This window comes from uncultured Salinisphaera sp., from assembly GCF_964012375.1.
In the GTDB taxonomy this organism is placed as follows: Bacteria; Pseudomonadota; Gammaproteobacteria; order Nevskiales; family Salinisphaeraceae; genus Salinisphaera.
Window position 1 is genome coordinate 1 of sequence record NZ_CAXGSH010000147.1, and the last position, 5,333, is coordinate 5,333.

A 5,333-nucleotide genomic window follows, 5' to 3' on the forward strand; every position below is an offset into this window, starting at 1 on the left:
GCCCATTATCACCGGGCCCGAGGCCTCGCGGGACGTGCCGATCCATATCCTCTCGGCCGATTCTTCGGTGCTCGCCGCGATCGATGCCTGGCAGTGGCAGACCGGCATGACGCCCGGCGCCACCGCCCCGATCTGGCGAATGGACGCCTTCTACGAACGCTTCCTGAACGCGTTTTCGGGCGATGCCGAGCGGGCCTCGCCACCGGCCGAGCTGCCCGCGCCGGCCGAATAAACGCGTTTTTCGACGGCTGACCCGGTATCGATCCGGACCTGCCCCTCGTTTATTTTCAATACCTTCGTAGCCGCTGGCGGCAGATACGTATCCACAACCACGCGTTATCGCGCCGAACAATTAGTCACATGGGTGGCGGTTCAATACCCGAGCACGACGCGGACCGGTCGGCGCTCGCCTGACCGGCGCGGCGAAACACGTCGAAAGATATCGAAATCGCTTGCATCCATCCGCTCATGAATCTATCATTCCATCGATTCATGGAATTAAAGATTATCAATGACGGCCACAACACATAGCGCCTGCGACCATTCGGTCGACCCCCAGCCGCCACGGCTGCCAATCGATGCCGATCTTTCGTTTGCCGCCGATATGTTCAAGGCACTCGCCGACCCGGATCGCCTGCGCCTGCTGGCACGGCTGGCCGACGGCGAAACCTGTGTCACCGAGCTGGCCGCGCTGGAAGACCAGAAGGTTACGACCGTATCGGCGCGGCTCAAGCTGCTGCTCGGCGCGCGGTTGGTGAGCCGGCGCCGTGAAGCCAAACATATGTATTACCGGCTGACCGACGATCACGTACTGCAGATCGTTGTCACCGCCCTCGAACATTCAGCCGAGGACACGAGTTCGCGCTAACCGCGCAAGCACGTCTTTCTCGACAACCCAAGCAAAGGAGCCCGATATGACCGAATGCAATCACGACCAGCATCAGAACCATCCGCATACGCACGGCCCGGAGTGCGAGCACACCGGCGTGCGCCACGGCGACCATGTCGACTATCTGCACGATGGCCACCTGCACCATCCGCACGGTGACCACGTGGACGAGCACGTGATCGAGGTATCGGACAAGAACCCCGATCAGTGCACGCCGGCACACGACTGCGGCTGCCACGACGCATCCCATGTCCACGGCCCCGGCTGCGGGCATGAGCCGGTGCCCCATGGTGATCATGTCGACTACCTCGTCGATGGCCACCTGCACCACCCGCACGGCGATCATTGCGACGATCACGGCCCGCTCGAAGTCGTCAACTAAGCCGTCGATCCGCAGGGCTTGTAATGGCCCCGCATGCCCGGACGCCGACGCGTCCGGGTTTTTTTGGGGCGCGGCATGCCGAAATCGGCAGACATCCGGGCTTAAAATATGTAACGTTATAGCGTCCCTGGCCTTCTTTATTAATCCATGCTCTGTATTCGCGATCTGGAGCACTGCTATACCGACGTGCCCGTCGTACGCCTACAGCGCCTGGACGTGGCAGCCGGCGAACAACTGGCCATTCTCGGGCCGTCCGGCAGCGGCAAGTCGACGCTGCTGCATCTGCTGGCCGGCGTGCTCACCCCGACACGCGGCGATATCCGGGTTTGCGATCAATCGCTGGCCGCCATGCGCGAATCCGCGCGCGATCGCTTTCGCGGCCGCCATATCGGGCTGGTCTACCAGAGCCTGCACCTGATCGCGGCCCTGTCGGTGGCCGACAATCTGGCCTTGGCGCGCTATCTCGCCGGCCTCACGCCCGATGCCGCGCGTATCGATGAAACGCTCGAGCGCGTCGGCCTGGCCGCGTTCAAGGGCAGCTATCCGGCACAACTCAGCCAGGGCCAACGACAACGCGTGGCGCTGGCCCGTGCGCTGGTCAACGAGCCGCGGCTGATTCTGGCCGACGAGCCCACCTCCAGCCTGGACGACGCCAACGCCGAGCGTGTGGCCACGCTGTTGATCGAACGGGCCCGGGCGGCCGGCGCCGCGCTGGTGGTGACCACCCACGATCATCGCCTGGCCGATCGGTTCGAGCGCCGGCTCGTGCTCGGCGAAGCCGGAGTGGTCGCATGAATCTGTGGCGCCTGAGCCTGGCCTATCTGCGCCACCAGAAACTCACGGCCGCGTTAAACGTGTTTCTGCTGGCGCTGGGTAGCGCCATCATCGTGGTGCTGCTGCTGGCATCCACCCAGCTCAAGGACAATCTGGTCCGCGATGCCGGCGGGATCGATCTCGTGGTGGGTGCCAAGGGCTCGCCACTGCAGCTGATCCTGTCGAGCATCTACCATATCGATGCGCCCACCGGGAATATCGATCTTGCCGAGGCACGGCGCTGGTCTCGTCATCGGCTGGTCGACCGCGCTATCCCGGTCGCGCTCGGCGACAGCGTGCAGGGCTTTCGTATCGTGGGTACGAGCGACGACTTCCGGGCGCTCTACGACGCCGAGATCGCCAACGGCCGCAGCTGGCATGCACCCATGGAAGCCGTACTGGGCGCCCAGGTCGCGGCCGCGACCGGACTGGCGGTGGGTGACACTTTTGCGGGCGTGCATGGTTTTGCCGCCAGCGGACACACCCACGAGCACTCCCGTTACCGCGTGGTCGGCGTACTGGCGCCCACACGCAGCGTGATCGACCGACTGGCGCTCACCGACGTGCGCAGCGTCTGGGCGATACACGGCGCAGCCGGCCACGACGCGGGACACGAGACCGGCCATGGCCATGACCATGACCATGACCATGACCATGACCATGACCATGACCATGACCATGAGCATGAGCATGAGCATGAGCATGAGCATGAGCACGAGCACGAGCACGAAGAGGATCATGCCGACGACGGGCATGACGCCTCCCACCACGACGCGACCACCACCGCGGATCACACCCTGCTGCCGTCGATTCTGGCCCCGGACTTCCCCGCCACGGGCCGCCAGATCACCGCGTTGCTGCTGATCTCGGACTCGCCGCTGGCGGGCCTGACCCTGCCTCGGCTGATCAACCGCGTATCCAGCCTGCAGGCGGCTGCGCCGGTGGCCGAAATCACCCGGCTGCTCGGGTTGATCGGCTTCGGCCTGGACACGCTGGCCGCCTTCGCCGGGCTGATGATCGCAGCGGCCGCGCTGAGTGTATTCGTGGCCCTGTACAACGCGCTGCGTGCCCGCCGGGTCGACCTGGCCATGATGCGCTCGCTCGGTGCTTCACGCGCACAGCTTTTACGCCATATTCTGCTCGAAGGTCAGATGCTGGCGATTGGCGGTGTCACACTGGGCTTGTTGATCGGACATCTAGTGACCGAAGGGTTGGGTTTATGGCTGCAGGACGCACAACTGTTTCATCTGACCGGCTGGGCCTGGCAGCCTGCGGAATGGGGCCTTCTGGCCATGGCCGTGACCGTGGGCCTGCTGGCCGCGCTGCTGCCGGCGATCCAGGCCTATCGCGTGGATATCGCCCGTACGCTGGCCGGCGAATGAATCGGCGCGCATTTGGGCGCAGCCTGCTGATGGTGCTGGCGATCGCGCTGATCGCCAGCACCGCCTGGGCGAATGAACCCGCGTCCATCGACCTGATCTATGAACAGCTCGCCCCCAGCGACGGCGCGCCCGTGATTCCGGCCATTCAGAACGATATCGTCTACCTGGCCGCCGAGGTGCGCGACGCCGACGGGGAGCTGCTCGACGATGTACCTATCAGCTTAAGTTCTACCCGAGATAACGAACTCGTCGGCCCCAAACCGGTGACGCGCGACGGCGGCTATACCGACCTGGCCCTGGTCGCCCGCTCCCTCGGGCGCGATACGCTCACGGTGTCGGCCGGGCCGGTGTCCACCCAGATCGGCCTCGACGTGCGCGAACCCGACGCCGTCGAGGACTATGCCAGCGCGCTGGAAGGCATCGACGACAGCGATAACGTGCTCGGCTGGGCAGCGCTCATGCAGGCCCAGATCGACTACGACGAACAGTTTCGGGTATCCGCGATCTACCCGGCGGCGCTGAAAGAGCGCTTCGGACAGACCGTGCGCTTGGTCGGCTACATGCTGCCCATGCAGATGTCTACGACCCAGACTCGCTTCATCCTGTCGGCCAACCCGCCGGTGTGCTTCTTTCATATGCCGGGCGGCCCGGCCACCGTGGTCGACGTACACACCCAGCGCGCCATGGACATGACCTGGGATCCGGTCGTCGTCGAAGGCCAGCTGCAAGCCGAAACCCAAACCGACGACGGCCTGCTCTATCGCTTGACCGATGCACGGGTGATCGAACGCTAGAACGCTCGTTCCCCGCCGGTCGAGACCACGCCGGGAAAAGAGCGGCCGCTCGATGCGCAAGCACATTGCACAATCGGGACTCTTGACAATTTTGCTATGTTATAACGTCCTTACTAAACCCGAGGGTTTGCAAATGAAAACGCGTGCTGCCATCGCCTGGGCACCCAACACCCCACTCGAAATCGAAGAAGTCGATCTGCAAGGCCCGAAAGACGGCGAAGTCCTGGTGCGTATTGTCACCACCAGTCTTTGCCATACGGATATGTTCACGCTTTCCGGGCGCGACCCCGAAGGCAACTTTCCCTGCATCCTGGGCCACGAAGGCTGCGGTATCGTCGAAGATGTCGGCAAGGGCGTAACGTCCGTCAAGGAAGGCGACGTCGTCATTCCGCTCTACCAGCCGGAAGATCCGAACTGCCCCTATATCAAGTCGGGCAAAACCAACCTGTGTCAGACCATCCGCAAGACCCAGGGCCAGGGGCTGATGCCGGACGGCACGAGCCGCTTTTCTTATCGCGGGCAGATGCTGCACCACTATATGGGCACGTCGACGTTTGCCGAATACACCGTACTGCCCGAGATCGCGGTCGCCAAGATCGACCCGGCCGCACCGCTGTCCAAGGCCTGCGTAATGGGCTGTGCCGTGCCCACGGGCGTCGGCGCGGTACGCAATACGGCCAAGGTGCAGCCCGGTGATACGGTCGCCGTATTCGGCCTCGGCGCGGTCGGCATGGCGGTCATCCAGGGCGCGGTACTCCAGGGTGCCGGACGCATCATCGGCATCGACATCAACCCCAACAAGTTCGCCCTGGCCGAATCGCTGGGTGCGACCGAGTGCATCAACCCGCGCGACTATTCCGAGCCGCTGCACGAAGTCGTCATCGATATGACCAACGGCGGGGTGGACTTCTCCTTCGAGTGCGTGGGCAGCGTGGAATTGATGCGCGCGGCCCTGGAGTGCTGCCACAAGGGCTGGGGCGAAAGCATCATCATCGGCGTGGCCGGGGCCGGCGAGGAGATCTCGACCCGCCCGTTCCAGCTGGTAACCGGCCGGGTCTGGCGCGGCTCCGCAT

General features: G+C 64.1%; 6 protein-coding genes and 1 pseudogene. All 7 read left to right on the forward strand.

Translation table 11 applies throughout. The annotated features are described in order from the left end of the window. Positions 1-232 (forward strand): annotated as a pseudogene (locus ABNU97_RS16990) (hypothetical protein); the annotation flags it as partial. Between the two features lie 279 nt (positions 233-511). Beyond that, complete coding sequence (locus ABNU97_RS16995) at positions 512-868, forward strand: metalloregulator ArsR/SmtB family transcription factor (RefSeq protein WP_348767853.1); 357 nt, start codon at positions 512-514, stop codon at positions 866-868. A gap of 46 nt (positions 869-914) precedes the next feature. Continuing rightward, a complete protein-coding gene (locus ABNU97_RS17000) occupies positions 915-1,271 on the forward strand; it encodes a hypothetical protein (RefSeq protein ID WP_348767854.1) in 357 nt (118 codons plus the stop codon). A gap of 147 nt (positions 1,272-1,418) precedes the next feature. Beyond that, positions 1,419-2,066, forward strand: a complete 648-nt coding sequence (locus ABNU97_RS17005) for an ABC transporter ATP-binding protein (RefSeq protein ID WP_348767855.1) — start codon at positions 1,419-1,421, stop codon at positions 2,064-2,066. Beyond that, positions 2,063-3,466: an FtsX-like permease family protein gene (locus tag ABNU97_RS17010; RefSeq protein ID WP_348767856.1), complete on the forward strand. Its 1,404-nt coding sequence runs from the start codon at positions 2,063-2,065 to the stop codon at positions 3,464-3,466. Before ABNU97_RS17005 ends, ABNU97_RS17010 begins: the two co-directional genes overlap by 4 nt. After that, entirely contained in the window at positions 3,463-4,260 is a 798-nt protein-coding gene (locus ABNU97_RS17015) for a DUF3299 domain-containing protein (protein WP_348767857.1), read from the forward strand. Before ABNU97_RS17010 ends, ABNU97_RS17015 begins: the two co-directional genes overlap by 4 nt. Positions 4,261-4,393: 133 nt before the next feature. Continuing rightward, the coding region (locus ABNU97_RS17020) for an S-(hydroxymethyl)glutathione dehydrogenase/class III alcohol dehydrogenase (protein WP_348767858.1) at positions 4,394-5,333 on the forward strand (940 nt) is incomplete at its 3' end.

Bases quoted from the DNA above. Each gene is read 5' to 3' on its own strand.
- ABNU97_RS17010 (WP_348767856.1), top strand. From the start codon at position 2,063: ATGAATCTGTGGCGCCTGAGCCTGGCCTATCTGCGCCACCAGAAACTC.
- ABNU97_RS17005 (WP_348767855.1), top strand. From the start codon at position 1,419: ATGCTCTGTATTCGCGATCTGGAGCACTGCTATACCGACGTGCCCGTC.
- ABNU97_RS17000 (WP_348767854.1), top strand. From the start codon at position 915: ATGACCGAATGCAATCACGACCAGCATCAGAACCATCCGCATACGCAC.
- ABNU97_RS17015 (WP_348767857.1), top strand. From the start codon at position 3,463: ATGAATCGGCGCGCATTTGGGCGCAGCCTGCTGATGGTGCTGGCGATC.
- ABNU97_RS16995 (WP_348767853.1), top strand. From the start codon at position 512: ATGACGGCCACAACACATAGCGCCTGCGACCATTCGGTCGACCCCCAG.